At 53.7% G+C, this 26611-nt stretch carries 23 protein-coding genes; 12 read left to right on the top strand and 11 right to left on the bottom strand.

The genetic code is table 11. The features are described 5' to 3' along the window. Window positions 1-69 precede the first annotated feature (69 nt). Entirely contained in the window at window positions 70-951 is an 882-nt protein-coding gene (locus EG028_RS07385; protein ID WP_120514966.1) for an AraC family transcriptional regulator, read from the bottom strand. A gap of 130 nt (window positions 952-1081) precedes the next feature. Here EG028_RS07385 and EG028_RS07380 point away from each other — a divergent pair, with 130 nt between their 5' ends. The 4 genes from EG028_RS07380 to EG028_RS07365 all read left to right on the top strand — a co-directional run bounded on the left by EG028_RS07380 (window position 1082) and on the right by EG028_RS07365 (window position 7957). Then, entirely contained in the window at window positions 1082-4525 is a 3444-nt protein-coding gene (locus EG028_RS07380) for a PVC-type heme-binding CxxCH protein (RefSeq protein ID WP_120514965.1), read from the top strand. Window positions 4526-4570: 45 nt separating this feature from the next. Next, complete coding sequence (locus EG028_RS07375; RefSeq protein ID WP_120514964.1) at window positions 4571-5428, top strand: sugar phosphate isomerase/epimerase family protein; 858 nt, start codon at window positions 4571-4573, stop codon at window positions 5426-5428. Between the two features lie 6 nt (window positions 5429-5434). After that, the gene (locus EG028_RS07370) at window positions 5435-6565 is read left to right on the top strand and encodes a Gfo/Idh/MocA family protein (RefSeq protein WP_120514963.1); all 1131 of its coding nucleotides are present in this window, start codon (window positions 5435-5437) and stop codon (window positions 6563-6565) included. Window positions 6566-6787: 222 nt separating this feature from the next. After that, window positions 6788-7957 (top strand): glycosyltransferase family 87 protein, encoded by a 1170-nt coding sequence (locus EG028_RS07365; protein ID WP_120514962.1) that lies wholly within the window; start codon window positions 6788-6790, stop codon window positions 7955-7957. Window positions 7958-8011: 54 nt separating this feature from the next. On the opposite strand, the gene EG028_RS07360 is transcribed toward EG028_RS07365, so the two are convergent. Both EG028_RS07360 and EG028_RS27655 read right to left on the bottom strand, forming a co-directional pair. Next, window positions 8012-8905: an EamA family transporter gene (locus EG028_RS07360; protein WP_120514961.1), complete on the bottom strand. Its 894-nt coding sequence runs from the start codon at window positions 8903-8905 to the stop codon at window positions 8012-8014. 18 nt (window positions 8906-8923) lie between these two features. Then, window positions 8924-9061 carry a hypothetical protein gene (locus EG028_RS27655; protein ID WP_162946249.1) on the bottom strand — a complete coding sequence of 46 codons (138 nt, stop codon included), beginning with the start codon at window positions 9059-9061 and terminating at the stop codon, window positions 8924-8926. Window positions 9062-9163: 102 nt separating this feature from the next. Between EG028_RS27655 and EG028_RS07355 the strand changes: the two genes are divergently transcribed. Then, window positions 9164-10159: an outer membrane beta-barrel protein gene (locus EG028_RS07355; protein WP_120514960.1), complete on the top strand. Its 996-nt coding sequence runs from the start codon at window positions 9164-9166 to the stop codon at window positions 10157-10159. 218 nt (window positions 10160-10377) lie between these two features. Here the strand turns inward: EG028_RS07355 and EG028_RS07350 are convergent, their stop codons facing one another. The 4 genes from EG028_RS07350 to EG028_RS07335 are packed head-to-tail and all read right to left on the bottom strand — an operon-like array spanning window position 10378 to window position 14340. Beyond that, complete coding sequence (locus EG028_RS07350; protein ID WP_120514959.1) at window positions 10378-12327, bottom strand: DUF2207 domain-containing protein; 1950 nt, start codon at window positions 12325-12327, stop codon at window positions 10378-10380. Next, the gene (locus EG028_RS07345; protein ID WP_120514958.1) at window positions 12327-12881 is read right to left on the bottom strand and encodes a LemA family protein; all 555 of its coding nucleotides are present in this window, start codon (window positions 12879-12881) and stop codon (window positions 12327-12329) included. The genes EG028_RS07350 and EG028_RS07345 overlap by 1 nt, the downstream gene beginning before the upstream one ends. A 46-nt stretch (window positions 12882-12927) precedes the next feature. After that, window positions 12928-13560 carry a DUF1361 domain-containing protein gene (locus EG028_RS07340; protein ID WP_120514957.1) on the bottom strand — a complete coding sequence of 211 codons (633 nt, stop codon included), beginning with the start codon at window positions 13558-13560 and terminating at the stop codon, window positions 12928-12930. A gap of 39 nt (window positions 13561-13599) precedes the next feature. After that, window positions 13600-14340 (bottom strand): ferritin-like domain-containing protein, encoded by a 741-nt coding sequence (locus EG028_RS07335; protein WP_120515160.1) that lies wholly within the window; start codon window positions 14338-14340, stop codon window positions 13600-13602. A gap of 211 nt (window positions 14341-14551) precedes the next feature. On the opposite strand from EG028_RS07335, the gene EG028_RS27650 reads away from it, so the two are divergent. The 5 genes from EG028_RS27650 to EG028_RS07315 all read left to right on the top strand — a co-directional run bounded on the left by EG028_RS27650 (window position 14552) and on the right by EG028_RS07315 (window position 17103). Continuing rightward, window positions 14552-14725, top strand: a complete 174-nt coding sequence (locus EG028_RS27650) for a hypothetical protein (protein ID WP_162946248.1) — start codon at window positions 14552-14554, stop codon at window positions 14723-14725. Window positions 14726-14781: 56 nt separating this feature from the next. Next, the gene (locus tag EG028_RS07330) at window positions 14782-15015 is read left to right on the top strand and encodes a hypothetical protein (protein ID WP_120514956.1); all 234 of its coding nucleotides are present in this window, start codon (window positions 14782-14784) and stop codon (window positions 15013-15015) included. Between the two features lie 162 nt (window positions 15016-15177). Next, complete coding sequence (locus EG028_RS07325) at window positions 15178-15579, top strand: GreA/GreB family elongation factor (protein WP_120514955.1); 402 nt, start codon at window positions 15178-15180, stop codon at window positions 15577-15579. Between the two features lie 219 nt (window positions 15580-15798). Then, window positions 15799-16668, top strand: coding sequence for an AraC family transcriptional regulator (locus EG028_RS07320; protein WP_120514954.1), 870 nt, complete (start codon window positions 15799-15801; stop codon window positions 16666-16668). A 6-nt stretch (window positions 16669-16674) separates the two neighbouring features. Next, window positions 16675-17103, top strand: coding sequence for a DUF983 domain-containing protein (locus tag EG028_RS07315; protein ID WP_120514953.1), 429 nt, complete (start codon window positions 16675-16677; stop codon window positions 17101-17103). A gap of 74 nt (window positions 17104-17177) precedes the next feature. Here EG028_RS07315 and EG028_RS07310 read toward each other — a convergent pair whose 3' ends face one another. Continuing rightward, complete coding sequence (locus tag EG028_RS07310) at window positions 17178-18728, bottom strand: PAS domain-containing protein (RefSeq protein WP_162946247.1); 1551 nt, start codon at window positions 18726-18728, stop codon at window positions 17178-17180. Window positions 18729-18847: 119 nt separating this feature from the next. Here EG028_RS07310 and EG028_RS07305 point away from each other — a divergent pair, with 119 nt between their 5' ends. Then, window positions 18848-19942 carry a Gfo/Idh/MocA family protein gene (locus tag EG028_RS07305; protein ID WP_120514951.1) on the top strand — a complete coding sequence of 365 codons (1095 nt, stop codon included), beginning with the start codon at window positions 18848-18850 and terminating at the stop codon, window positions 19940-19942. A gap of 12 nt (window positions 19943-19954) precedes the next feature. Here EG028_RS07305 and EG028_RS07300 read toward each other — a convergent pair whose 3' ends face one another. Then, the gene (locus EG028_RS07300; RefSeq protein ID WP_120514950.1) at window positions 19955-20605 is read right to left on the bottom strand and encodes a hypothetical protein; all 651 of its coding nucleotides are present in this window, start codon (window positions 20603-20605) and stop codon (window positions 19955-19957) included. 99 nt (window positions 20606-20704) lie between these two features. On the opposite strand from EG028_RS07300, the gene EG028_RS07295 reads away from it, so the two are divergent. Further along, window positions 20705-21526: an N-acetylmuramoyl-L-alanine amidase gene (locus EG028_RS07295; protein ID WP_120514949.1), complete on the top strand. Its 822-nt coding sequence runs from the start codon at window positions 20705-20707 to the stop codon at window positions 21524-21526. Between the two features lie 78 nt (window positions 21527-21604). Here EG028_RS07295 and EG028_RS07290 read toward each other — a convergent pair whose 3' ends face one another. Beyond that, entirely contained in the window at window positions 21605-23197 is a 1593-nt protein-coding gene (locus tag EG028_RS07290) for a RagB/SusD family nutrient uptake outer membrane protein (RefSeq protein ID WP_120515159.1), read from the bottom strand. Between the two features lie 18 nt (window positions 23198-23215). Then, the gene (locus tag EG028_RS07285; RefSeq protein WP_206614357.1) at window positions 23216-26272 is read right to left on the bottom strand and encodes a SusC/RagA family TonB-linked outer membrane protein; all 3057 of its coding nucleotides are present in this window, start codon (window positions 26270-26272) and stop codon (window positions 23216-23218) included. Window positions 26273-26611 lie beyond the last annotated feature (339 nt).

Here is a 26611-nt window from a genome sequence, read left to right as displayed (position 1 = left end):
CATTAACATTCACCCGGCTGCGGTATGGCCGCGGTTATGGAGCGGTTATAACTTATCGGCTCCGCTATTTTAAGGATGATACCCCGCATCCGCATACTTCTTCCGGTAAGCCAGCGGGCTGTATGCGGTCACGCTTTTGAACTGCCGGTTGAAGTTGGACAACGTCTGGAACCCGCTTTCGTAACAGATCTCCGCAATGTCCATTTTCTTTTCCAGCAACAGTTTACAGCTGTGGCCTATTCTTATCTCCGAAAGGAAATCTGAAAACGTTTTGTTCGCATGCGTCTTAAAATACCGGCTGAACGAAGAAGGCGTCATGTTCGCGATCTCCGCTACTTCATCCAGCGTGATCTTTTCGCGGAAGTTTTTCATTACGTAAGCATGCACTTTATTCATCCGCTCTGTATCCGAAGCTTTTAGCAGGTTCGTATAATCCGCGCTGCTCAGCAGCTTGTACTCCTGCGAGCCGGCCAGGAAATTTAATAAGCGGAGGAGCGCCAGGATGCCATCAAAGTCTTTTGTTTGCAGCAGCTCTTCCATCAGCTTCGCCGCCTTTTCCTGTGTGCCGCCAATGAAGCGGACGCCTTGCTGCGAGCGGCCGAACAGCTGCCGCAGCTGGTACGCTTCTTTTTTCTGCAGGAACTCGTGGCCCAGGAAGTCTTCGTGAAAATATACCACGATCCCTTCCGTCCATACGTCTTTGTTCCCTTCAAAATATTCGTGCCCGCTTTGCCAGAGATGCGGCAGGTTAGGCCCGGTGAATACCATGTCGCCCTGTGTGAACGGCGTGACGTGATCCCCGATAAAACGGGTGCCCGTGCCGCGCAACACGATGAACAACTGGTACTCCGAATGGAAATGCCAGTTGGGATCGAAGTGCGGGGCTTTGAGGAATTTTACTTCAAAAGCCCTGTCCGGCGAGATGCGTGATTTCTGTAAGGCGGCTCTCATATTACCCTTTATTTGTCATAAACATCCCTGTTTCCTGTAATTGCATGACAAAATACAGTCGAAAATCGATAATATTCAGGAAAGGTTTGCTTTTATTTATTTGGAAATTGGGAATAGAATCTAAAGACCCATGACTATCCGTTTCCACGTTTTTGTTCTTTTGCTGATCGTACTGGCATCCTGCGGCAAGCCCCGCAGCGGCTCCATCGAAGTGCTGTTCCTCGGGCACGCCAGCGAACACCATCATTCCGAAAAGTATATGCCCATGCTGGCCTCCGCGCTGGCCACGGAAGGGATTCATTTCACTTATACGGACGATCCCGCATCGCTTAATAAAGAAAACCTGGAACAGTTTGATGCGCTGATGATCTATGCAAATCATGATAGCATAACACCCGGACAGGAAAAGGCGCTGGTGGACTATGTGAAGTCCGGCAAAGGCCTGGTGCCTTTGCATTGCGCCAGCTATTGTTTCCGCAACTCCCCGGCTTATATAGATATGGTGGGAGGGCAATTTCAAAACCACGATACCGGCACCTTCACCGCCACGATCATTAATAAGGAACACCCCGTCACCAAAGGCCTTGAAGAATTCCCTACCTGGGATGAAACCTATGTGCATACCCGCCTCAGCGAGGACCGCACCGTGCTCATGGAAAGAGTAGAGGGTGTTCACCGCGAGCCCTGGACCTGGGTAAAGGAATACGGCAGTGGACGGGTGTTTTACACCGCTTACGGCCACGACGAACGCACCTGGAGCAATCCCGGGTTTCACAAACTGGTGGAAAACGGCATCCTCTGGGCGGTGGGTGATAAAGTAAGGAGCAACTGGGAAAAACAACGCAAAGACCTTCCCAAGCTGGCCTACCGCGATGAAGCGAACATACCCAACTACGAAAAACGCGACCCCGCGCCAAAATACCAGCTGCCGTTATCACCGGAAGCCTCCGCAAAACTTATACAGGTACCGCCGGGTTTCGACCTCGAACTGTTCGCTTCCGAACCGGACATCATCAATCCCATCTCCATGGCCTGGGACGAAAAAGGAAGGCTGTGGGTGATCGAAACAGTGGACTATCCGAACTCTGTGCGCGACGATAAAGGTGTGGGCGATGACCGTATCAAGATCTGCGAGGATACAGACAGGGACGGCAAAGCGGACAAGTTCACCATCTTTGCGGACAACCTCAATATCCCGACCAGCCTGGTGTTCTACAACGGAGGAGTCATCGTTTCACAAGCGCCGCATTTCCTCTACCTGAAAGATACGAATGGCGATGGCAAAGCGGACGAGCGTAAAGTACTGATAGACGGGTGGGGGACGTTTGACACCCACGCCGGCCCGAGCAACCTGCAATACGGCATGGACAATCACATCTGGGGCGCGGTAGGTTATTCCGGTTTCAAAGGCACGGTGGGCGGTTCTTTCCGGGAATTCGGCCAGGGGCTCTACCGATTTTCGCCCGATGCAAAATATTTCGAGTTTATGACCGGCACGAGCAACAACACCTGGGGCATGGCATTCACGGAGCAGAACGATGTGTTTGGCTCCACGGCAAACAATACACACAGCGTGTTCATGGGCATCCCGCAAAATGCATTGCAGGGCGTGGAAGGCGCGGCCATCACCGGCAGTGTGAAGATAGACGGGCATTACGCCATGCATCCCATCACGCAGCACGTACGCCAGGTGGACGTGTTCGGCGGTTTTACCGCCGCGGCGGGGCATTACTTTTATACGGCGGATAGTTATCCTGAACAATACCGCCAGGCCGCTTTTGTATGCGAGCCCACTGGTCACCTGGTGCATATCGCGAAGATCGAAAAACAAGGGGCAGGCTTTAAAGAAAAAGACGGTTGGAATTTATTTGCCAGTGCGGACGAATGGGTATCCCCCGTGGAAGCCAAAGCCGGGCCTGACGGCGCGGTGTGGATACTGGACTGGTACAATTTCATTGTGCAGCACAATCCAACCCCCACACCCGAGCGCGGCGGTTATGCGGCTGTGAACGGTAAAGGCAACGCTTACGAAAACCCGCTGCGTGATAAGACCCACGGCCGCATCTGGCGCGTGGTATACAGGAAAGGGAAAAAACCGGCGAAGGTTGAATTATCAAAGGACAAACCGGAAGGGCTGCTGAAAGCGCTGGAGAGCGACAATCTCTTCTGGCGCCTCACTGCGCAACGCCTGCTGGTAGAGCGTAAGGACACCGCAGTGGTGCCGGACCTGGAAAAACTTGCCTCTGGCGACGAGCCGGCAGCGGCTTTACATGCCCTCTGGACCATAGACGGGCTGGGCGCTTCCGCCGGTTCACGCAATACGATCCAGGGCGCATTAAAACACAAAGACCCGGCTGTAAGAAAAGCAGCCATCCAGATATTGGGTAAATACCCGCGCAGTGAACAGGAAATACTCGCTTCAGGCATCCTCAAAGATGCGGATGCAAACACCCGGCTGGCCGCCATCGTGTCCCTCACCGAGGCCGCGCCATCTGAAGCCATCGGCCGTGAACTATACAACATGAGCCTGGAAGACGCCGTAAAGCAGGACGAATGGCTTTCCAAAGCCGTTTACGCAGCGGCCAGCCGTCACCGCAAAGGATTTATCAGCGCATTCCTCGCCGCGAGCCCCGATTTCAGCATCAAGCCGCCCGTGGCGGCAAACCGCTCGGCCGCCGTACTGGATGACGCAGGATGGAAGGAAATGGCCCTTCCCACGCTCATCGAAGACGCCGGGCTGGACATTGACGGGGTGATCTGGTTCCGCCGCGTGATAGACGTGCCCGCTGCCGCCGCCGGCAAAAAAGCAGTACTGTCGCTCGGCCCCGTGGATGACTCCGATGAAACATTTGTGAACGGCGTCTCCATCGGCAAAACGGAAAAAGCATGGTCGAAGCCGAGGAGCTACACTATTCCCGCCGGTGTACTGAAGGCGGGCAGGAACGTAATTGCCGTGAAGGTGGAAGACACCGGCAACGGCGGGGGCATCTACGGCAAGGCGGAAGACCTTTTCCTGGAGACGGGCGGTACGAAGATCGCACTTAAAGGCCCCTGGAAATATGACGTTGAAAAAGTCGCCAGGGGAGGAAGCCGCCAGTTATTTAAAGATATGCCGCTGGGCGAGGTGTTTGTACGCACTTACCTGAACAAACAGGAGCCCGTGGCTGGAAATAATTCGTCTACAGGCGTCCCGGCTACTGTAATTCATATCAAAGTGATCAAAAACGAAATGAAGTATGACCTGAAAAGTTTTACAGTAGTAGCGGGCACGCCGGTAGAGATCGTATTCGAAAACCCGGACTTTATGCAGCACAACCTGGTGATCGCGCAGCAGGGCGCACTGGAAACGGTGGGCCGCTCGGCGGACAAACTGGCCGCGGACCCGAACGGAGCCGAAATGCAATATGTGCCGTCCATGACGGAGGTGCTGCATTCCACGCGGCTGGTGAACCCGCAGGAGAGCGTAACGCTGCAATTCACCGCTCCCGCCAAAGCCGGCGATTATCCTTACGTATGCACCTTCCCCGGCCATTGGCGTATTATGAACGGGGTGATGAAAGTAGTGGAACCATAAAGGAGCAGGAGACACATACACATTTTAATATGAAAGACTGACCATATGATGAACAATATCCGCCTGGGCGTGAGCACCTGGCTCTGGACCTCGCCTTTTACCACCGCTACCGTGTCGCTCTTCCCGAAGATCAGGGCGATGGGATACGAAGCCGTGGAAATACCCGTGGAATACCCGGAGCAGATCGACGCGCGGACGGTGCGGCAGGCGCTGGAAGACAACGGGTTGGAGCCTGTAGTATGCGGCGCATTTGGCCCCACGCGCGATCTTACACATGAGGACCCCGCTGTGCATGAACATTGTTTTAATTACATCCGCCAGTGTTTTGACCTCTGCCATGCATGGGGCGCGGGATTTGTAGCGGGGCCGATGTATTCCGCCGTAGGCAAAGCACGCATGGTGCCGCCCGAACAAAGGAAAACAGAATGGGACCGCGCGGTGCGCAACCTGCGCAAGATATGCCTGGAAGCGGAAGCGGCCGGGCTGGCGCTGGCGCTGGAGCCATTGAACCGGTTTGAATCGGACCTGGTGAACACGGCCGAAGATGTAAAACGGCTCGTGACAGATATCGGTCACCCCGCGGCGGGCATCCTGCTGGACGGGTTTCATATGTCGATAGAGGAAAAAAATATGGAAGAGGCCATCGTGACCGCGGGAGACAGGCTGCTGCATGTACAGGTTTCCGAAAACTACCGTGGTGTACCGGGCACGGGGCAGACGCCCTGGGATAGCCTCCGGCGGGGACTGGAGCGGGTAGGGTATAAGGGGGTGGTGTCTATAGAAAGTTTTACGCCGGAAATAAAAGAACTGGCCGGGGCCGTCTGCATCTGGAAAAACCTTGCGGACAGCCAGGATGGCTTCGCGGAGAACGGTTATCAATTCCTGAAAACATTACTAAAATAACGAGACATGGAACAACGGAGGATCAATGTAGCTATTGCCGGGCTGGGGTTTGGCGCGGAGTTTATTCCTATCTACCAGCAGCATCCCGGGGCAAACCTCGTGGCCATCTGCCAGCGTACCCGCTCCCGCCTGGATGAGATCGGGGATGCTGCCGGCATTCAGAAACGTTACACGGATTATGACGAAATGCTGCTGGACCCGGAGATCGACGCGGTGCATATCAATACGCCCATCCCTGATCATGGCATCCAGAGCATCAAAGCGCTGAAGGCCGGCAAACACGTGGCCTGCACGGTGCCCATGGCTACCACGGTGGAAGAATGCGAAGAGATCGTGCGCCTTTGCAAAGAAAAAGGGCTCACCTATATGATGATGGAAACGGTTGTGTACAGCCGGGAATTCCTGTTCATGAAAGAACTATATGACAATGGAGAGCTGGGCAAAGTACAGTTCCTGAAAGCCAGTCACCAGCAGGATATGGACGGCTGGCCGGGTTACTGGCCGGGCCTTCCGCCAATGTATTATGCCACGCATTGCGTGGGGCCGGTATTGGGGCTGCTGCGCAGCGAGGCGGAGTACGTGTCCTGTTTTGGCTCCGGCACGATCCGGGAGGACATGCACGGTTTTTACGGCTCGCCGTATGCGGTGGAAACCACGCAGATCAAACTGCGCAACTCGGACCTGAGCGCGCATGTGTACCGTTCTTTGTTTGACGTGGCGCGGCAGTACCGGGAAAGTTTTGAAGTATACGGTTCGCTGAAGTCCGTGGAATGGCCGCTGATAGAAGGGAAACCGCTGGTGGTGCATACCGCCAAAAAGCCGGAGCCTGAGATACCCGGTGAAGTGGAATGCCCTGATTTCGCGAAACTGCTGCCGGAAGAAATAAGACGTTTTACCACCAAAGGCGTATATGATGCGGATGAGCACCAGCACTTATCGTTTGCACAGGGCGGTGGCCATGGCGGCTCGCATCCGCACCTGGTGCATGCGTTCGTGAAAGCGTTGCAGGAGGGCACGGCTCCGTACCCGGATGCGGTGCAGTCCGCCAATATCACCTGTGTGGGCATCCTGGCGCATGAGTCCGCTAAACAGGGCGGGAAGATCATTTACCTGCCTGCATTTACGCTGGCGGAATAAACACATCGTCCGGGCGGGCCGTGAAAGTAGTGACAGCTTGTTTTGGCGGTGCTGATCCGCCTTGCCGGCCCGCCTGAAAAAACAACAAATCCTTAACCGGGCCTCCGCGCGGCCGAACGCACCGCCCGGCTGGCCTTTCACCCATGCTTTGTGCCCGTAGGGTCATTTGCGCACTACATGACCGAATAATTGCTATTTTGCGCCGCATAAGCAATTATTATCATGTTGAAAGAACAGAAGAATCTACTATCCTGGCTTGGCGAAAAAGAATGGCTGGCCCCCTTATTGTGGTTCGGGTTGTCCATGATTGCCGCCTGCAAGGAGTTTTTCAGCGGCAACTACAACAACTACACGATCTTCAAACACGTATTCCTGCACGCTACCCAGGGCAAAACCTTGTATGGCCCCTATCCCGAGTACTTCGACGTGAATAATTACGGTCCGCTGTTCAGCGTGCTCATTACGCCGTTCGCCCTCATGCCGGATATGATCGGCTCCATCCTCTGGGTGCTGTTCAACGCTACTGTTCTTTTCCTGGCCATCCGCCAGCTGCCGCTTACGCGCATCCAGCAGAACCTCGTGCTGATATTCGCCAGCCACGAACTGATGGCCGCCAGCGGTTATTTCCAGTTCAATCCTATCATTGCCGCCTGCCTGGTGTTCAGCTTTGTAATGATCCGGAAAGGAAAGGAGTTCTGGGCCGCGTTTTTTATTATGTTTGGCGCGTACACCAAGCTGTACGGCATCGTAGGCCTGTCGTTTTTCTTTTTCACCAACAACAAATGGCGGCTGATCTACAGTATGGTCATCTGGGGCGTGGTGCTCTTTGCCCTGCCCATGATCCTCTCTTCGCCTTCGTACATAGTACAGAGCTACAGGGAATGGTATGAAGCGCTGGTGGTGAAGAATGACCAGAACGCCCGGTTCGACAAAGGCATCCTCCTACAGGACATCTCCGCCATGGGCTTTATCAGGCGTGTGTTCAGACTGCCTTACATGAGCGTGCTCTGGGTGATAGTGCCCGCACTGGTGCTGTTCGCCGCACAATATTTAAGACTGAAATACCGCGAGTATACCAGCTACCAGCTGTATATCCTGGCTTCCGCACTGCTGTTCACCGTATTGTTCAGCAGCAGTTCGGAATCGCCTACCTATATTATTGCGTTTATCGGGCCTTGCGTATGGTATGTATTGCAGCCCAAGACCTGGCAGAACAATGCGTTCTTTATATTTGTACTCATCGGTTGCAGCTTCTCGCATTCGGACCTGGTGACGCCCTGGGTGAAGAAAAACATCGTGGTGCCCTATGCGTTCAAGGCATTCCCCTGTTTGGTGATGTGGCTGGTGATCGTGTACCAGATACTGACGCGAAGATTTTTAAGAACTGTTTAAATAGAAAAGGCTGCTCAAATAAAGGGCAGCCTTTTTTGATTTCTTCACAATACATTATTCCAGCTGCGCCCGGAACCGCAGGTTCATCAGCGCAATGGCCATCAGTATCATCGCGATGCCGGTCCATTGCCAGGTATTCACCGTTTCATGCAGCAGGAAATGCGCCATCAGGACGGACACGGGTATTTCCACCGAAGCGATAATGCTGCCCAATCCAACACCTGTAATAGGCATACCTTTGGTGAACATCAGCGGCGGCAATACGGTACCGAATACGGACAGGATGATGCCCCATCTCCACAGCACCACGGGATTAAATTGTTGCAGCAGCGAAGGCCCCCATATCAGCGTCACTATGATCACGGCGCCGCATAGCAGGAACAGGCTGCGCTGCAGCGGGGAACGTTCCGTGGCTATATGTTGCGAGGCGTAGATAGATACGGAATACGCCACAGCGGCCAGCAGCCCGAAGCCGATGCCCCGCCAGTCCAGCACCACCTGCGAACGCAGCAGGTCTGTGGCCAGCAGCGTGCCGGCGAGCACGATCACCACGGCGATGACCTTTTGTGCGGAGGGCCGCTTTTTTTCCAGTATGCTTTCCAGCAGCACGCCCATCCATACGGCCTGCATCAGCAACACAATACAGATGGATACGGACACGTACCGCACGGAGAGGTAATAAAAGACGCTGGTGAGCCCCATAGAGGTGCCCGCCAGCATCAGTTTCAGTTTATCTTTGGTATTCGCCCGCGCCTGCGGCAGGCGGCGGCTTTTGGTAGCCAGGTTCATCACCGCAAGTATCGCAAATCCCAGGAATGCCTGTGCAAAGGTGACCTCCGCAGTGGTGAAACCCTCGTTGTTCGCCATCTTCACGAAGGTGGCCAGTATTCCGTAACTGGCTGCGCCAATGCCTACCAGCAGTATCCCTTTTAATGTGTTTCCTTTCATCGCGGTGTAAATGTACGGTTATCGTTTTACCTGGTAATGACCCGCCCCGGTACCGGATGAACGAACAATATGGTTCCGGGTATTGATCTGCGTGATGGCCGGCGTCAGTAGTGCGATTTCCTGTTTGGTGCTCAGCAATCGCCTGAGCGATTCCATGCCTGAAAATCAGATAAACTTGCCGTAATCGCCTGAAAATCGTTAACTTTCATATAACCATATTGATACGGAACCATATTCAGTAACCAAAACAGTTGAAGTATGAATCGCAAAACCCTGCTTTGCCTTGCATTGTTGGCAATGGCATTTACACACGGAGCACATGCACAGTCCACCCCAGGAAAATTTTACATGAAAGTAGCCGGCGGATATTTTTTCAGCGTATCACCCGGCCAGTTCCCTGACGTGGGCCCATACCCGCCGAGAGACGAACATGTGGCCGTAAATCCCACCACCGGGGCCACGACCACCCTTTCAGAGCGGGTGCTCACCGGGTCTTACGGCGAGGGCGTGCGCGGCGGCTTATCCTTCGGGTATACGCTCAATAAACATTTTGCCATCGAGGGCACGTTCAACTATTTCCACAGCAAAAAGAACCTGATGACGAAGAACCTGACCACCGTACAGGGTACCAATACCGTGGTGGGCAGTATCGAATCGCACGGGCATGTGAATGCTATTGATTTCGCCCCGAGCCTGGTAGTGAGCCCGGGGTATGAAAAGTTTAATCCGTATGTCCGTTTCGGATTCGTCGTGCCGCTGTGGGGAAGGCTGATCATCGAAACGGATGCTACCCGCACGAGCAGTGTGCCGGGCCAGCCCGCGGTGGTAGTGGCGCAAACCACCATTCATCGTAAGGAAGAGATCAAACCCAATCCCACTTTTGGTTTCCAGGGTGCATTGGGTTTCAACTATGCAGTGGCCCGCAAGCTGGATATATTTGCCGAAGCTGAATACCGCAACGTACCGGTAAGAAGCAAAAGCAAGGAAGTGACAGAGTACGATGAAGTAACACGCATCGTAAATACCACCACCGGCGCGGAGATTGCGCGGCAAACGCGCGGCGTGAACGACCTGAGCACCGCCGAACGCGAAACAGAATATGTAACAGTGCTGGACCAGAACTCGAACACACCCACCGGCACCACCGGTACCAAAACAAACTATAAAAACGACAACGCCCCCGCCAATGATCTGAAGTCTTATATCAACATCGGCGGGCTGGGGTTGAATGCAGGCGTGAGGTTCCGCTTTTAAAGCATAAAACGGAAGCACGGAATGGTACAGCCGCCAGATAGTTCCGCACTGAACGGATAAAGATATCCGCTTCTGAAAGCAGGATAAAATGCCGTGGAGAACCCTGATACGTCAGCGCAGCAAAAAATATAAGCGGGCATTGAGCGCCATAAAAATAACAGCGCCGGAAGTATTCCTTCCGGCGCTGTCTTTATGATGAAATGATCTTTTACAAAGGGTTACCAGCCGCCACCGCCGCCGCCGCCGCCGCCACCGCCGGAAGAACCGCCGCCGCTGCTGCCGGAGCTCCAGCTGGAGCTGCCGCTTGAACTGCTGCCGGAGCTGCGCGGAGGTGTGGGGTCCATACGGGCGGTCATCACGGAAGAAGTAAGGCGGTTGGAGAACGAGGATGAGAAACGTGTGTAGTTCATGTAGTCCCCCGCATACCAGGTGGGATCGTAGTTCGCCTGCTCCAGCACGCTGCTGAACTTGTCCGCCCATTGATTCTCCAGGTCCAGGGCAATGGCGTAGGGCAGGAGCCTTTCAAAAAGCGCGGGGGTATGTTCGGGCGGCGTGAGCATGTCCAGCCTGTGTTCTTCGGCAGTCTCAAGGTACATCCTGAACCCTTCGATCTTGGCGTCCATGGCGGCACCCAGCGGTGTGGGCGCTTTGATCAGCTTGATGTAAAGGACATATCCAAGGCTGGCCGCGAGCATGAACAGCAGCGCCACAAAAGGCACTTCATCCATAAAGGAGAACATGACCACGACCGGCGCGATGGTGAACGGGAGGCCAAAGGCCAGGTAAAGAATGCCGGCGCAACCTTCGCGCAGTTTTTTAAAACCATTAACCAGCATGGCCACGCCCACGCCCAGGAATGGCGTGACGAACAGGAGCAGGACAAACACACCCGCATTGATCAACAGCATATAAATAAACACGATCAGCCCCGTAAGCAGGCCGCCGATCAATATCTGTTTGGTATTGGGCAGGAAATAATCCTTGATCCTGTATTGTTCGGACAAAGAAGCGTTGAACGCATTGTTCGCCGCCTCAAATATCTTAAACTGTTTATTGTCCAGCGCAATCTGTTTGCGGGAACTAAGCAGGCCGGAGAACAGCTTCTGTTCTTCCTTCGGAAGGTCTTTGGGTGCGTCAATCAGCTTCTCGACCGTATATTCTTCCCGGTCTGTTTCTTTAATACGGAGCACCTTTTTTACGGCCAGGCTCACCAGCGCGGCGGCGTTCCCTTTATTGTCCGTGGTGCGTTTGAAGATATAACGCAGGGCGGCGGGAGAAAGGCCGTCCGGCGGTTCAAAGGCGGGCACGGCCACCGGCTGTACAGGGTCCACGCCATGTTTTTTCCAGCTGGTAAAGAAATAAAAGAACAGGCCCGCGCTGCCGATGAGGGCGAGAAGCACAGCCCGGTAGTTCTCATACCATTCTTTTAGCTTATCCCGGAAGCCGGGTGGCGGGGGACGGGTGATGACGCCGGGGGTAAAGGCCGGCGAGATCGTAAAACCGCTGCCCGGTTCCAGCAGCTGGCTGGCGGTGAAGGTGGGATACCCTTCCGCGTTGTAGGATACCGTGCAGTTGCTGGCGGTGGAGCCGTCCGGGCCGGTGTAGCAGGCTGCCTGCACCGTTTTGGCACCCCTCGGAAGCTCCACGGTGGCGCTTGCTTTTACGATCGGGAAGTCCCAGCCGGAGCCGGTCACGTTCCAGTAAAACTCGTCGAAGTTGTCAAAGAACCCGACGTGGCCGGTAGTGGAATAACTGATGGCGTATTCGTACACGCCCGGCTCCAGCTCCACATCCGCGCTGCCGATGCGGATCATGAGGTCACCGTCATTCTCGGTATCGGTGTAAGGTTCGGGCACGCCGTCTTTCAGTACCTCTGTAACGTGGATGTCTACACGTTTGCGCTTGCCGTTTTTGTCCCTGCGGTAAAGCGGGATGTTGCGGAAGATGCCTTTTTTGATGTAGAACCTGGCGGTAAATACTTTGATGTGCTCGGTGATGCGCGCTTCCCCGGTGGGGTAGAGGCGTATGTCCGAATGGAAGTCCAGGATGCCGTCGGAATACAGGGTGTGTTCCTCGCCGTCCTGGATGTAAGTGGTGGCAGCCGTTTCCTGCGCCTGCGTATGCCCGTGGAGCAGCAGGAGGACAAGGGCAAAAAAGAAATGTTTCATCAGAACTTCACATTGGGTCTTTCGCGGTGCGCGGGGTTATCGATTTCGAAGAACTCCCCGGTGCGGAAGCCGAACATGCCGGCGATGATATTGGTGGGAAAACTTTCAACGAGCGTATTGTTTTCGCGTACGGTGCCATTATAGTACCGGCGGGCGGATTCCAGGTTGTTTTCTATGCCGGACAGTTCGGTTTGCAGCTCAATAAAGTTGGCGCTGGCCTTCAGGTCGGGATAGTTTTCGGCAACGGCGAACAGCGAGCCGAGGGCGCGCGTAAGGCCGGCTTCCGCCTGCATCTTGTCGTGCGGTGTAGCGGCGTTCATGGACGCCGTGCGGTAACTGGTGACCTGTTCCAGCGTTTGTTTCTCGTGCGCGGCATAGCCTTTCACGGTTTCAACGAGGTTCGGGATGAGGTCATAACGTTTGTTGAGGCTCACGTCTATCCCGCTCCAGCCTTCTTTCATGAGGTTCCGTTTGCTCACCAGCCTGTTGTAGCCGGACACGGCCCAGATCAACAGGATGGCGGCAACAACAATGATTCCAATGGTAATTCCCATAGTTCCGTAGGTTTTAGGAAGAGGGAAATTAATTATAAATATCGGATCAGCATAATGCGGAGGAGCGGAGCATCTTGAGCGTGTAGTAAAAAAGCCCGAACATCATGGCGAACAAAGCCGTGAAAGCCCATACTTCCGCATGATGAAAGGGATGAATAAAATGCCCCGCCATGTTTTGCAGCAAAGCATAGGGCGCGGTGAACACATCCCAGCTGTTGAACCGCAGGAACCGGCCGATATAAATGCCGTAACCACAAAGGAGTGAAGCCGCCCCCAGGCAGAGATACACGGGGCGTGACGTCAGGCATCCCGCGAGGAACTGTTCCACGCGCATCAGCGAGATCATCCCCAGCCAGAGCCCGTTCCACGCCGCGGTGGACAACAGGAAAAGGTCGTACCATACCGGCACGGGCGGTGCCGAATGGAAGTGGAACAGGTCGGTGAGCAGGTAAGGGGCGTTGGGGAAAAACAGGAGCCAGCCCGCCAGTTTGAGAATGTTCCGCCAGTGAAGTTTTTCGCCGGGCTTTAATCTCCTGCTCATCATCAGCGGGATCAGGGCCAGGAAAGTGTTCCATGCCAGGAAAACATAGGTAAGGCTTTGCGTATAAAGCATGCGCCCGGCCAGTAGCAGGCACATGAACGATATGCTCAGCAGGAGCATTTTTTCGATTTGTTTCATGAGTAGGATAGTTGAGATACGTTTTCCTTCATCAGCGTTTTACGAATAAGACAGTTGGGGCGCCGGTTCGGCGGAAGTGATCCGGTGCAGCGTTTTATGATACTTGTACCGCATCTTGCGCAGGAAGCTGCCGTAGGTGTTCCCGCCTGCTTTGAACAGTTCGCGGTGGGCAAACCACATTACGTGAATGGTGGAGAAATAAAACACCCGGTACACTATTTTGCACACCAGCCTGGATAAAGAGGATTTTGCCCGGAAGATCTGTTCCATCCGTTCCCGCTGGAATTCGATATGATACGCTTCGTCGATGAGTATTTCGCGGCAGATCTGTTTCAGGAGCACGCATGAAGTGGCATCTTTCAGCGACTGGTAAAACACCTGTGCGCCACTTTCCACGGTGAGTACGGCGAGCGTCCAGGCTTCCATGCTGGTGTTGAAGTGGCGGGCTTTGCGGAAGAGCGTATCGCCCCAGTTGTGGCCCACCCTGGGCTGCCCGATCATATCGAGATAACGGCCGAGGTTCTCGCCATGTTTTTGTTCTTCTTTAATAAAAAGCTGCATCGCTTCCACAAAATGTTCGTCACCGGTCTTGCGTGCGTGCAGGAATGCGGCGCGCAGGAGATGGCGGCCATCGGAGGTTTCGCCGAGCTGCCAGGCCTGGAGGTGGCGGAGAATAGTTTTGGTCTGCGAAGGAGTGATGCCGGGCATAAGGTCCCAGTTCACGCGGTGGTGTGTGGCGTTGTGGCGGAAGAACCGGACCCAGTCGTGCGTAGTATGCATGGGAATCTTGTTATTACTTTGTACTACAAAGTAAAAGGGTGAAAAATAAGGCTGGATGAGCAGCCCGTTGATGTCGGAAAATATTAGATTGAAAGCACTTTGAAATACAAAGTAAGTGAACGGCAGTAGAAATTCCAAATTAATTACCGGCTGTAAATGCTAAAGAAGCGTTAAAACGGGTATTTCGACATAAATTTCTTATATTCGCATAATGTCAGGTACAATATTATATCAGCATCCGCGCATCACCGCAAACCGTCCCGCACAGGACGTGATGCCGCTGTATACCTGCATCAGCAAACAATTCCGCACATTCTGCAAGAAGTTATATTACTTCTCAAATTTTAAGGACTTCAATACGCTTGCCCTGAACCGATTATCGTAATGCCAGGGTTCAGGGGCTTCCTGCTTATTCATTAAAACATTTTAAGGCGAATTGCTATGACTGAGAACAAAGAAATTGTTCCGGTCAGCGGCATGGTGCTGGTTTTACTTGTAACGCTGAACGCGGTCGTATTGCGCGCCGGCTTAACGAGGCATTCCGGCTGGTATTGGGCATTGTGCCTGACCATTCCATTACTACTGATCGTGACAAAAAACGCAAGAAAAAAACAACCCGGAACCGCCAAAGCCAATCTTTCAGGTCAGCTCCGCTGGCTGCTGAGGGTCTGGTAGGCCGCGGAAGGCATGATGTTTGTACACCAGGACAATATAATACTTCTCCATCTGCCTGACCGGGAATAAGGAAGCCCGGGAATTCCATCCAGACATATTTATATTTCGGAGCCGCCATTGCACGCGGGCCGGAATTTTCATTCATATAAAAAATTATAACCGATGCAAAAGACAAAACATCAGCTCGTATTCAGAAAAGACGACTTTGAAATATTACAGGCCTGCCTCCAGGAAGATGAACGCGTCAGCGCGTTTACGCCCGAAGTGGTGGAATCGCTGCTGGCGGACTTCAGGAAGGCGAAACTGGTGAGCAAGGACGAATTCCCGGCGGACGTGGTGCGCCTGAATTCCCGTGTGATCGTACAGGAAACCAACAAAAGCAAAGAAATGGAACTGACCGTCGTAATGCCGGAAGAAGCTGATATCAAACAAAGGAAGATCTCCGTGATGGCCCCGGTGGGCGTGGCCCTGATAGGTTTCAGGGAGGGACAGGAAGTGATGTGGCCCGTGCCCGGCGGGCAGAAAAAGTTCCGGATCAAAACAGTGATCAATGACAATGAATAATATATAAGATCGTAATAGCTCAAGATAGGATAAGTAACAACCGGCGCTTTTATTGGCGCCGGTCTTTTTTGATGCAAACCGGTAAGGCACAGGCATTCTTTTTTACACAGGACCGGTAATTATGAAAACCCTCTTTTTACAGCTAATCAGTAAAAAGTCCCACAAAACCCCTGAATCTTCGTTTGCCACCCGCAGCTTCCGTCGTACCTTTACACTGTCATGAAACAGACCATCCCGGTATATGATATTTGCACCATCAGCGCGGGTCACCAGCACCAGGACCTGCTGGCCGAGCGGCTGGAGGGTTACCTTAAAAAGAACTACCAGCGCGTCCACCAGCAGCACGGGCACAATTTCTACCACCTGGTACTTTTTACCAAAGGCAATGGTGAACATACGCTGGACTTCACCCGGTACACCGTGCAACCCTGGCAGATCTATTTCATGACGCCGGGCCAGGTGCACAGCTGGCATTTTAAGGAAGGCACGGACGGTTATGTGATCCACTTCTCCGCTTCTTTTTTTCATGCTTTCCTCATGCAGCACCAGTACCTGGAACATTTTCCTTTTTTCAGCGGCAACAGTAAGGAGCAGGTGCTCAACATCCCGGCAAACGGCAGGGAAGAAGTGAAAGCTGTGTTTGAACAGGTGCTGAAAGAAGCGGCAGGTGCGAATGAGGCGGACATGATACGCGTGTTGCTGCTGCAATTATTCCTGCTGGTGAATCGTGTGACCGTGAAAGAGCCCAAAAAAGCAGTGCCCCAGCAAAAACAACTGGTGCTGCGGAACTTCAGGCAGCTGATCAACAAACATTACCGCAGGCTGCGCCTCCCGAAGGAATATGCGGAGCTTATGTATATCACGCCGAATCACCTGAACGCGCTCTGCCAGGACCTGCTGGGCAAAACGGCCGGTGAACTGATCAGGGAACGCGTGCTGCTGGAGGCCAAACGGATGCTTACAAACGAAGACCTGACCGTTACGCAGATCGCCACGGACCTCAACTTCGAAGATAATTCCTACTTCTCCCGCTTCTTTAAAAAATACGAAGGAATTACCCCCGAAGAATTTAGAAACAGCTTAATCTGAAATACCATGTGTGCCGAAAGAACAGACCGTAAGCCCAACCTTTTACTGAGCGTATTGGGCAACAAATGCCCGCGTTGCAGAAAGGGCAGGCTTTTCGAAGATACCAATCCTTACAACCTTTTCCGGTTCATGAAAATGAACGAACGCTGCCCCGAATGCGGCCAGCTTACAGAGCCTGAGACCGGCTTTTATTTCGGGACGGGTTATGTGAGTTATGCACTGGCCATTGCTACCAGCGTGGCCACGTTTGTGGCCTGGTGGGTATTACTTGGCTTTTCCCTGGAAGACAACAGCGTGTACTGGTGGCTGGGCGTGAACGGCTTTTTACTGATACTGATACAACCGCTGCTGATGCGGCTCTCCCGGAGCATCTGGCTGGCCTTTTTTGTGTACTACGATAAAAACTGGCGGGCAAGGAGAATGCTGGAAGTGTAGCAGCCTAAAACGGCGGAGGGGAAAAAATGCGCTATTATTCCGAGCCGTACTGGCGGCTCCCGGCCGGCCTGGAACTATTGCTCCACTTCCATGAAAATATGATTGCACTTTTCAGCCACGTCGTGAATGATCGTATCCATTTCCAGCGCGATCTTTTCCACGTAAACCAGCAGCGGGAGATTGTCCCGGTGGCCCAGGTCTTCTTTGTTCAGCGCCGCTACCACACCCAGCATGGAGGCTACGGGCCTGCGCAGGCTGTGGGAGCTCATGTGCGCCAGTTTTTTCAGCTCTTCTATATAGGTTTTTTTAACGTCGATATCTTCCATGGCGCCGATCACCCTGTAGGGTTTGCCGTCGTCGTTGTACAGCACATAGCCACGGTCTGACACATAACGGTAGTGACCATTGGCGCAGCGGAAGCGGTATTCCACGGCCCATTTTTCCCCGTGTTGCGCAATGGCCCCGTTGAGGGCCTTTACCGCTTCATCCACATCGTCCGGGTGGACATGATCTTTCCACCATTCGCCCGCGGTGCTTTCGTTCTTATGGCCGAAGAGGGTGAACAGGTTGTTGTTCCAGAGCACCTTGTCCGCTTTGAGGTCCCAGTCCCATATCACGTTGTGGGTGGCGAGGGTTACGATGTCGTACCGTTCCAATGCCCGCCGTATGCGCAGCTCCTGTTTTTTACGTTCGGAAATGTCGCGGGCGAAGCAGGCCACGCCTACGATCTTGTCGTCGTTGATGATCGGGTTGAAGGTGATCTCAGCGGTGGATAGACCGTAGTTTGCCATTTCAACGGATTCTTCGATCGTCTGTTTTTCTCCCCGCAGGCTTTTTTCGTAATATCCCTGCCATTTCAGGTATTCCGCTTCATCCCGAGCCAGCTGCGGCCTGGTGCCGGCCTCGATGTTTACGCCGGTGAATTGTTGGATAGTATGATGGTATGCCTTGTTGAACGCGGTGAAACGCTGCGCGTCATCCACCGCCCAGATAAGGTCTTCCGTACTGTTGATCATGGAGTCCAGCAGTACTTCGTGGCGGGAGAGGGCTTCGAAGGCCTCGTGTTTGTCCGTCACATTCCAGGCACTGACGATCTCCACTTCACGGCCCTTGTATACCGTACCAAAGGTGTGTACTTCCACATACAGAAGTGTGCCGTCTTTTTTGAGATGTTTCCAGGTACCAAAATCACGGAAGCCGGTGCCGGTGTTTTTCACTGCTTCCAGCACCTTGTACACCTCTTCGGGCGGGCGTATCTGGAGGATGGACAATTGAAGGAACTCCTCCAGCCTGTAACCGTAGAGGTCCAGTGCGGCATCGTTCACATCCACGAAGTACAAAGTTTTGCGGTCGTAGATCCACATGGGCTGCGGGCTTTCGCGGAAGATGCGGATGTATGCCGTTTCGGACGATTGCAGGGAACGTTTGTATTTTTTCAGCAGCCAGTATAACAATGCGGAGGAAATAAGAACAAAAAGGATGCCTTTGCTATGCTGTCCTTCCCATATGAGACCGGGTGTGTTATCCGCCAACCACCGCAGCAGGGAGTCTGTGGACAACACCCAGGTAATGCCGAATAGAAGAAATATCAGTACCGTTCTTGCCGGGGACAGGAGGTTGATCATAAGCTCAGTTAATTTCAGTGACAGGTGCAGGTACATCCAAGATAACGAAATTTCGGAAAGGGGATTGCATTTACGGAGGGAGAATTGTATCTTTTATGCTCTTCCTAAAACCTTTCTTTATGACACATACCCGCCGTAGTTTCCTGCAATATTCCGCTTTATTCGGCGCCTCAGCGCTTGCTTCTCCGCTCGCCGGGCTGGCCATCCCCCCGGGTGACAAAAAGCTGGGCATCGCCCTCGTCGGTCTCGGCGGCTACGCCACAAACCAACTGGCGCCAGCCCTGCTGCAAACCCGCAATATTGAGCTGAGAGGGATTGTGACCGGCACGCCATCCAAGATCCCGGTATGGGTGGAGAAATACAAGATCCCCGAAAAGAACATCTATAATTACGAGACGTTCGACCGCATTGCCGATAACAAAGACATTGATGTGGTGTACATCGTGCTGCCGAACTCCATGCACGCGGAATTTACCATCCGCGGGGCAAAGGCCGGCAAACATGTGATCTGCGAAAAACCGATGGCGGTGAGCGTAAAAGAAGGCCAGGCGATGATAGACGCCTGCAAGCAGGCGGGCAAACAGCTCGCTATCGGCTATAGATTACACTACGACCCCTTCCATCTTGAAATGATGCGCCTCACCCGCGAAAAGGTATTTGGCGCCGTGAAGATAGTGGAGGCCAGCGACGGCTTCAGGGCGGGCGATCCGGCGCAGTGGAGGCTGAAACATGCGCTGTCCGGCGGCGGGCCGCTGATGGACGTTGGTATATACGCCATCCAGGGCGCAAGGTATACCGTGGGGGAAGAGCCCCTGGCGGTTACCGCGCAGGAGTTCCCCAAAACGATGCCTGAGAAGTTCGTGGATGTGGAAGAATCGCTTTCATGGCAGTTATATTTCCCCAGCGGCGCCATCGCCAGCTCTTTCTCCACTTATGCCGCGGGGGTGAACCGCCTGTATGCGGCTGCGGAAAAAGGCTGGTATGAGGTGAACAACGCATTCGGGTACGGCGGCCAGGTGGGCCGAACCAGCAAAGGCCCGATGGAGATCAAGCATATCAACCAGCAGGCCGCGCATATGGACGGTGTGGCGATGTCCATTATCAACAATACGCCCAATATCGTACCGGGAGAGGAAGGGCTCCGTGATATGAAGGTGATAGAAGCGATCTACGCTTCCATCAAAGCAGGCGGTAAAAAGATCCAGATCGGCTAACCGCAGATAACATCAGTTCAATGTATGATCCAGCTCCAGGGTGCCGGTGAACAGGAATTCTTTCCGGCCCGCCGTGAAAGCTTTTACCTGCACGGTAGTCTGGTCGCTGAGAGAAGTGAAAACTTCATCTTCCTGCATCGAGTGGAGGTCCAGCAGCATATGCGGTGCATTATCCTGTAGTTTTATTTTGATCGGCCAGATGTTCAGTTCTGATAATACGATGCCGCGAAGCATCAGGTTGTTTTCCGGTACGCGTAACAGGATGTGACGGCCTTTGAGATAGTCGGAGACAGTGAGCGGGGTGCGGGAGGGTAATCTGAATATGAGCAGGGCAATGATAAACATTCCGCTGAATGGAAAGGTGATATCCGGCGTGGGCCGGATGTTACCGGTGATAAAAAATGTAGAGACGAAGAATGTTGTAAGGCTGGCGCAGGCGAGAATGATTTTTTTCTTTTGTAGCGGTATATCCCTTTTGTACAAAGCTCCGGCGATAAACCAGCATACCAGGGCAAAGGGTATACTAAACACCAGGCTGAAGAGGAATACTGACCCAAACCCCGTCCAGCTCCATGTTTCATCCCCGATGAAAAACATCTGGTAGATCAATGCAAGAAATACAGAGGGGAGCCAAACCTTCAGCGTGTACAGGAATAGTTGCATAATTATTCAAATAAATAAAGAATAACTCATCTTTACAATACCTAGCTCCGGGTATTTCACTACGGTTGTTTCCGCGACGGCTTTTTTGTAGATTTAGGGATGTTGAAAAAACTGACGATCCTGGCTACGGTTGTTTTCTTCAGCGCCTGCGCGCCCAAACCGTACAAAGCCACCAATAAGGTATACCGCCACCAGAGCAAACACTGGGCGGACGTTTTGAAACAGCAGCCGGGGAATGTGCCCGTAGCGGCCGTAGCCGCCCCCGAATGGGTTGGCACTACGAACTTCAATCTCCGCAAACCCAATTACGTAATTATTCACCACACGGCGCAGAACTCCTGTGAGCAGACCCTCAAAACGTTCACGCTGGAGCGTACACAGGTGAGCGCGCACTACGTGATCTGCCGCAACGGCACCGTGCATCATATGCTGAACGACTACCTGCGGGCCTGGCACGGCGGTTTGTCCAAATGGGGCAGCGTCACGGATATCAATTCCTCTTCCATCGGCATAGAGCTGGACAACAACGGTAGCGAACCATTCGATTCCCTGCAGATCAACAGCCTGATGGTAGTGCTGGATACGCTGAAACGCCGGTACAATATCCCCGCCGCCAATTTTATCGGTCACGGCGATATAGCACCGAAGCGGAAAGTGGACCCCAGCGTACTGTTCCCCTGGGACAGGCTGGCGGCAAAGGGTTTCGGGCTATGGTACGGAGATACGGCGGCCATCCAGGTGCCGGAGAACTTTAATACGCTCCAGGGTTTGAGATTGGTGGGATATGACCTGAAAGATACCGCTGCCGCCATCCAGGCGTTTAAACGCCACTTCATTCCCGGTGATTCACTCAGCGCGCCGGGGGCGATGGACGATGCGGCCAAAAAGATTCTGCTGGGCGTGATGCAGCAGGCGCAATAAATAGAACATACAGGCATAAAAAAAATAAGCGGAAAGAGAACTTTCCGCTTTCATTTTTCCACGTTACTCAATTCTATATTAATAGAACGGATTTTGTTCAAGATTAGGATTGAGGTCCCTCTCTCCCGTGGGAATCGGCCACCAGTAATCGCGGTTCTTGTCAAAAGAACGGGTAGCCTGTCTTTCCCTCTTGTAGTTATATATGTCGGTGTTCATCACCGTTTCCGCTGTTTTCCAGCGGCGGATGTCGTTGTAGTATAAACCTTCGCCGGCCAGCTCTATCCTTCTTTCCAGGCGGATCACGTTCCGCATGTCTGCCTGGCCGAGACCCGGCTTGATAAAAGGCATGCCTGCGCGGCTGCGGATGGAATCCAGGGCTGCGTACACGGTATTGTCCGGGCCGCCGTTCGCTTCATTTTGCGCTTCGGCGTACATCAGCAATATATCGGCGTAGCGCAGCACGATGAAGTTGGTTTCGGACTGGCCGCCCACGAGGGATTCCTTGTCCGAAGGCGCTTTTTCTTTATCGTAGATGCTGAACTTTTTCATGCCGTAACCGGTGAAGGCAAAACGGTTGTTGGCCACCACGGCGCCCATGTAAGTATCGCCGGGATAGGTGAAAGTGGCGTACATGCGCGGGTCACGGTTGTTCCACTGTTTTGCGGGATCGTAGCCGGACGCGGGATCAGTGCGGGGCAGGCCGTTTTTCATCAGGTAAGCGTCCACGAGGTCCTGGAGGGGCGCATTGGTATTGTACTGGCGGCAGATTAGGTCGAAGGAGCTGCCCTGCAGGGGAAAGATGTACTGCACGTCAAAGATCACCTCGGTGTTGTTTTCGTTTTGCGGCAGGAACATGGTGCGGTAGTTCGGATACAGTTTGTAACCGAATGTATTGGCGTCCGTGATCACGGCTTTGGCCGCATCGGCGGCGGCTCTCCATTTGGCGGGGTCGCTCACGCCGCCGGTCATCAGCGGGCTGGCTTCGTACAGCAGCACTCTTGCTTTCAGGGCCATTGCGGCGCCTTTGGTGGCGCGGCCTTTGTCGGCGGCGCTGGTGTACTTGGCGGGCAGGCTGCTGATCGCATCATCCAGGTCTTTGATCACCTGTGCAATTACTTCCGCCCGGGGTGTGCGCGGCAGGTCGGAATCTGTTTCCTCGTTCGGCTGCGTCAGGATGAGCGGCGCGGCGCCGTAATAGGTGGCCAGCGTGAAATAATAGAGGCCGCGCAGGAAATATGCTTCGCCCTTCATTTTTGTTTTGTCCGCCTCGCTCATATCGGGCACGCCTTCTATTTTGGCCAGGAAAGTGTTGCAACGGCCGATGCCGCCGTAACAGTCACCCCAGCGGGCGGTCACGATACCGCCGGTAGATGCGTTGTGCTCGCCCATGGCCACGGAATTGAAGCTGGCGGAATTGCTGTAGTTCCATGCGTTGGGTGACAGCGTTTCGTCCCAGAGCGCGGTCGCGTTGTTGGAGCCTTTTCCGCCGTAGATGCCGTCGTTTCTCAGGATGGAATAACAACCTACCAGCCCCGCGCTTGCAGCGGCGGGAGAGGTCCAGTAAGTGGACTCCTGGAATCGGTCGTTGGGTTTGGTATCGAGTAAACTGGTGTTACAGCCGGTTGCTATCAGCAACAATGCACTTCCGGCCGCTATGAGTATCTTTTGCATATGCATGAGTTATGAGAATTAGAAAGTAACGTTGATGCCGCCGGTGAATGTTTTCAGCATCGGGTAGGTATACAGGTCGTTCCTGTTAAGCAATGATTCCGGGTCGAGATCTTTGTATCTGGAAATAGTCAGCAGGTTCTCCGCATTTACATACACGGATACGCGGCTGATCTTCACCTTTTGCAGCAGCGAAGCAGGCAGCGCATACGCCAGCTGTACGTTTTTCATACGCAGGTAACTCCCGTCCCTCAGCCAGAAATCGGAGAGGTTGGTGAAGTTGCCCGTACCGCCCGTGGTCAGCACCGGCAGGCGGGCACCGGGGTTTTCAGGCGTCCAGGTATCACGGGTCCATTCCCATGTGGCATTTGCGCCGTTCACGAACGGGTAGGCGAGGTTTGCCCTGGGATATACTTTCACGCCGGCCACGCCCTGCCAGGCGGTGGTGAGGGAGATGCCTTTCCAGTCTACATTAAAACCAAAACCAAAGGTGTATTTAGGCATGATGGAAGATGCATTCATGATCACACGGTCATCGCCGTTGATAATGCCGTCGCCTTTCACGTCTTTGTAACGGATATAACCGGGGCGGGTGTCGGTACCCTGTTTGGGGCCTCTTGTCACCTCATCCGCATTCTGGTAAAATCCGTTTGATTGCAGGATGTAATAGGAGTTGAGCGGGTAACCTTCTTTGGTGATGGTGGCGCCGCTGTAGATGATTTCGCCGTCCAGGTCCACCACTTCGTTTTTGTTATAGGCCACGTTGCCCCATACGCCATAGTTTACGGCGCTGATATTATCGCGGTACTGGAGGGTGATCTCGTAACCGGTGTTGTCCACGGTGCCTACGTTCCTTTGCGGGCCGGTGAGGTTACCTACCTGTGCGGCAAGGTTTACGGGGCGGAGGATGCCGTCTGTCCGTTTTTTATACACGTCCACGGTGAGGCCGATGCGGTTCTTCCACATGTTCAGGTCTACGCCGCCGTTATAAGTGGTGGTGGTTTCCCAGTGAATACCCGGGTCTGTATACGCCGTTACCGCGGTGCCCTGCTGGAGCGTACCGCCGAAGCTGTAATCCTGCCCGGTGCTCACGGTGGGGTCGTAGCTGTAAAGGTCTACAGCCTGGTTGCCCAGCTGGCCAATGGAAGCGCGGACCTTGAGCTGGTCTATGAACTTCACGTTCCAGAATTTCTCACGGTCTATGCGCCAGCCCGCCGATGCAGCGGGGAAATAACCCCAGCGGTTGTTTTTGGCGAAGCGGCTGGAACCATCCGCCCGCATGGTGAATTCAAAAAGGTATTTATCGTCGTAATCATAGTTCGCGCGGCCGAAGTATGACATGATCACATCGCGGGTGGTGTTGCCGCCGATGTCGTTGAAGGTGATGCCGCTGTTCAGCGCGGTGAGCGTGGCTTCGCCGATGTCCATGTAGCCGGTCATGGTGGCGTTGAACTGGTCTTTGTCAAAGTTGTCGTAACTGGAACCGATCATGGCGGACACGTTGTGTTTGGTGCCGAAGGTCTTTCTCCAGTCGAGGGTATTGTAGAAGTGCAGCGAGATGTCGTTTTCATCCGTTTTGCCGAAGCGGGGCGCGGTGGCCGGGCTGTTCCAGTTGATGGCGGCGCCTGTTTTCGGGTTGAAGGTCTGCAGCCTCGGCGTATTTTCCGTGAGCAGGCCGTCATATTTATCCACGCCGAACTTGATGTTGTAAGTGATGTCGAAGGGAAGTTTATATTCTGCATTCACCGTTGCCAGGAAACGCTGCACCAGTTTGGTGGTGATGGCGCCGTAGGCGAACAGGCGGGGATGCTCCCAGTTGTTCCTGCCCGCGGTCTTCAGCCAGGAGTTGCCATAACGGCCGTCCGCCAGGGTATCCGTGAGGATGGGGAGCGTACGGCTCATGGCCTGCCAGAAGGTGTTGTAAGTGGGCTGGGTGTAATTGCGGTAATAGCCGTCGATGGAAATGCCCGCTTTCAGCCGCTTGGTGACGTTCATGGAAGCGTTCAGGCCGAGGGAATAGTTTTTCGCGTGATTGGTGGGGCCGAACTGGATACCGTCACGGTCCAGGTAACCGAGGGAAAGACGGTACTGGTACTGGTCTGTGCTGGCGGCGATGCTCAGGTCGTGTTTCTGAATGGAGCCATTGTCAACGGCGATCTTGTACCAGTCGCTTTTCGGGTAGGTGATGTTATCGGTGAGCATGCCCTGTTCGTATTCCGCGATTTCGGCATCGGAATATTCGGCTGCTTTGTTTTCGTTTTTAAGCGCCTGGTTTTTGGTGCGCATGTAAGTGATCGGGTCGTTGATGGCGTCCGGCAGGTAGGTGGCTTTGTGGAAGCCGCGGTAGTAGCTGTAATTTACTTTGGGGGAGCCTTTACCTTTTTTGGTTGTCACGAGGATAACGCCGTTTGCGCCACGGGAACCGTAAATGGCGGCGGCAGCGTCTTTCAGCACGGAGATGTTCTCGATATCGTTCGGGTTCAGCTCGTCCATGGAGTATTCGATACCGTCTACCAGTACCAGCGGGTTGTTGTTATTGAGCGTGCCCACGCCGCGGATGCGGATGGTGGAGCGGTCGATGCCGGGCTGGCTGTTGCTCAGGTTCACAAAAAGGCCGGGCGTGCCGTGCAGGGCATTGCTGACGTTCGTGATGGGCTGGCCTTCCTTTTCGGACATGTCGATGGTGGCAACGGCGCCCGTGAGGGTGGCTTTTTTGCGGGTGCCATAACCGATCACCACGGTTTCATTCAGCTTCTGCACGTCTTCCTGGAGTTTGACGTCCAGGTTGGCGGCTTTGGTTATTTTGATTTCCTGCGCGAGATAGCCGATGAAGGAGAACTTCAGGACGGCGCCGGTAGGGGCGTTGATCTTGAACAGGCCGTTCGCGTCTGTGCCTACTCCCCTGGAAGTGCCCGCCACCTGGATGCTGACGCCCATGAGCGGGCTGCCGTCCGTGGCGGAGGTTACCTTCCCCGAGATGGGCAGATCCTGCGCGCGGAGGGTAAGGGAAGACAGGCAAATGACTCCGGTACAAACCGCCAGGAAGCGGATGAGGAGTGATCGCTTAAAAAGCTCCATAATCTTTGATTTTACTTGTTTGAATAGCTCAGTTATCTGAATTGGTCCGTCAAAAGCGGCCACGAAGCGATGGCATAATAAAGCTGAGTAGCGATGGAGCCGGGTTTGCCCGGCGGATCCCGTGAGTAGCATGTTATCAGTTTCCAGTTCCGGCTTTTGACCCGGAAGTTTGCTTTTTAAACGTGGCCCTTCTCCTCTGCAAATTGTATCAGTATTATTTTATATATCGATTCTGGCTTTTATGTTCTTTCGTTTCAGGTCAAAAATATAAAAATTGAAAACAAAAGTAAATAAAATGAAACTTATTTATAAAATATCCCGAAATTCCCGGCGGGAGGG

Source organism: Chitinophaga barathri (genome assembly GCF_003807585.1).
Lineage (GTDB): Bacteria > Bacteroidota > Bacteroidia > Chitinophagales > Chitinophagaceae > Chitinophaga > Chitinophaga barathri.
The sequence above is the reverse complement of the archived record's forward strand: the minus strand, read 5'-3'. Positions and strand labels throughout refer to the sequence as shown.

Excerpts from the sequence above, each read along its gene's own strand:
- EG028_RS07305 (WP_120514951.1), top strand. The coding sequence starts at position 18,848 with ATGACACATACCCGCCGTAGTTTCCTGCAATATTCCGCTTTATTCGGC.
- EG028_RS07370 (WP_120514963.1), top strand. The coding sequence starts at position 5,435 with ATGGAACAACGGAGGATCAATGTAGCTATTGCCGGGCTGGGGTTTGGC.
- EG028_RS07300 (WP_120514950.1), bottom strand. The coding sequence starts at position 20,605 with ATGCAACTATTCCTGTACACGCTGAAGGTTTGGCTCCCCTCTGTATTT.
- EG028_RS07360 (WP_120514961.1), bottom strand. The coding sequence starts at position 8,905 with ATGAAAGGAAACACATTAAAAGGGATACTGCTGGTAGGCATTGGCGCA.
- EG028_RS07295 (WP_120514949.1), top strand. The coding sequence starts at position 20,705 with ATGTTGAAAAAACTGACGATCCTGGCTACGGTTGTTTTCTTCAGCGCC.
- EG028_RS07375 (WP_120514964.1), top strand. The coding sequence starts at position 4,571 with ATGATGAACAATATCCGCCTGGGCGTGAGCACCTGGCTCTGGACCTCG.
- EG028_RS07345 (WP_120514958.1), bottom strand. The coding sequence starts at position 12,881 with ATGGGAATTACCATTGGAATCATTGTTGTTGCCGCCATCCTGTTGATC.
- EG028_RS07355 (WP_120514960.1), top strand. The coding sequence starts at position 9,164 with ATGAATCGCAAAACCCTGCTTTGCCTTGCATTGTTGGCAATGGCATTT.
- EG028_RS07290 (WP_120515159.1), bottom strand. The coding sequence starts at position 23,197 with ATGCAAAAGATACTCATAGCGGCCGGAAGTGCATTGTTGCTGATAGCA.
- EG028_RS07385 (WP_120514966.1), bottom strand. The coding sequence starts at position 951 with ATGAGAGCCGCCTTACAGAAATCACGCATCTCGCCGGACAGGGCTTTT.
- EG028_RS07320 (WP_120514954.1), top strand. The coding sequence starts at position 15,799 with ATGAAACAGACCATCCCGGTATATGATATTTGCACCATCAGCGCGGGT.
- EG028_RS07340 (WP_120514957.1), bottom strand. The coding sequence starts at position 13,560 with ATGAAACAAATCGAAAAAATGCTCCTGCTGAGCATATCGTTCATGTGC.
- EG028_RS07315 (WP_120514953.1), top strand. The coding sequence starts at position 16,675 with ATGTGTGCCGAAAGAACAGACCGTAAGCCCAACCTTTTACTGAGCGTA.
- EG028_RS27655 (WP_162946249.1), bottom strand. The coding sequence starts at position 9,061 with ATGGAATCGCTCAGGCGATTGCTGAGCACCAAACAGGAAATCGCACTA.
- EG028_RS07285 (WP_206614357.1), bottom strand. The coding sequence starts at position 26,272 with ATGGAGCTTTTTAAGCGATCACTCCTCATCCGCTTCCTGGCGGTTTGT.
- EG028_RS07350 (WP_120514959.1), bottom strand. The coding sequence starts at position 12,327 with ATGAAACATTTCTTTTTTGCCCTTGTCCTCCTGCTGCTCCACGGGCAT.
- EG028_RS07380 (WP_120514965.1), top strand. The coding sequence starts at position 1,082 with ATGACTATCCGTTTCCACGTTTTTGTTCTTTTGCTGATCGTACTGGCA.
- EG028_RS27650 (WP_162946248.1), top strand. The coding sequence starts at position 14,552 with ATGTCAGGTACAATATTATATCAGCATCCGCGCATCACCGCAAACCGT.
- EG028_RS07365 (WP_120514962.1), top strand. The coding sequence starts at position 6,788 with ATGTTGAAAGAACAGAAGAATCTACTATCCTGGCTTGGCGAAAAAGAA.
- EG028_RS07310 (WP_162946247.1), bottom strand. The coding sequence starts at position 18,728 with ATGATCAACCTCCTGTCCCCGGCAAGAACGGTACTGATATTTCTTCTA.
- EG028_RS07330 (WP_120514956.1), top strand. The coding sequence starts at position 14,782 with ATGACTGAGAACAAAGAAATTGTTCCGGTCAGCGGCATGGTGCTGGTT.
- EG028_RS07325 (WP_120514955.1), top strand. The coding sequence starts at position 15,178 with ATGCAAAAGACAAAACATCAGCTCGTATTCAGAAAAGACGACTTTGAA.
- EG028_RS07335 (WP_120515160.1), bottom strand. The coding sequence starts at position 14,340 with ATGCATACTACGCACGACTGGGTCCGGTTCTTCCGCCACAACGCCACA.